Source organism: Streptomyces beijiangensis, from assembly GCF_017315755.1.
In the GTDB taxonomy this organism is placed as follows: Bacteria; Actinomycetota; Actinomycetes; order Streptomycetales; family Streptomycetaceae; genus Streptomyces; species Streptomyces beijiangensis.
Window position 1 is genome coordinate 1 of the sequence record NZ_JAFLRJ010000927.1, and the last position, 528, is coordinate 528.

At 75.2% G+C, this 528-nt stretch carries 1 protein-coding gene and 1 pseudogene; both read right to left on the minus strand.

Annotation, left to right across the window (positions count from 1 at the left end; all coding sequences use genetic code 11):
• A pseudogene (locus J0695_RS45845) lies at window positions 1-244 on the minus strand (LysR substrate-binding domain-containing protein); the annotation flags it as partial.
• A partial coding sequence (locus J0695_RS39900; RefSeq protein WP_372445916.1) for a LysR substrate-binding domain-containing protein occupies window positions 133-528 on the minus strand: 396 nt, incomplete at its 5' end. The gene J0695_RS39900 and the pseudogene J0695_RS45845, both read right to left, overlap by 112 nt.

Consider the following 528-nt stretch of genomic DNA (forward strand, 5'->3'; position numbering starts at 1 on the left):
AGTCCCGTGCCGGACCGGCCGGCTGGGGGCCGGTGGGCCAGACGGCGCGCAGGTCGCGGCTCAGCCTGATGCCCTCGACCGGGACCTTCACCAGGCGGCGGGACGCGATCTCCTCCCGTACGGCCAGCTCGCTCAGTACGGAAGGGCCCGCGCCGCTGACGGCGGCGGCCTTGACGGCGGTGGTGGAGGCGAGTTCGAGGAGGGGGGCCGCGAGGCCGCCGTGTCCGGCCAGCGCCGCGTCCCGCTCACCCCGCGCGAACTGGCCGCCACCGCCCTCATCCTGCGGGCCCAGGGGTGCGTGGGCGCGGCGACGACGATCAGACGGTCGCGGCCGATGACCGTGCCGTCGAGCCCTTCGGGGACCGCGAGTCCTTCGACGAAGCCGAGGTCCGCCTCGCCGTTGAGGAGGTGTGCGGCGACGGAGACGGAGTTCCCCGCGAGAAGGGAGACCGCGGTGCCCGGGCGCTGGGTGCTCAGCGCGATGAGCCAGCCGGGGAGCAGGTACTCGGCGATCGTCATGGAGGCGGC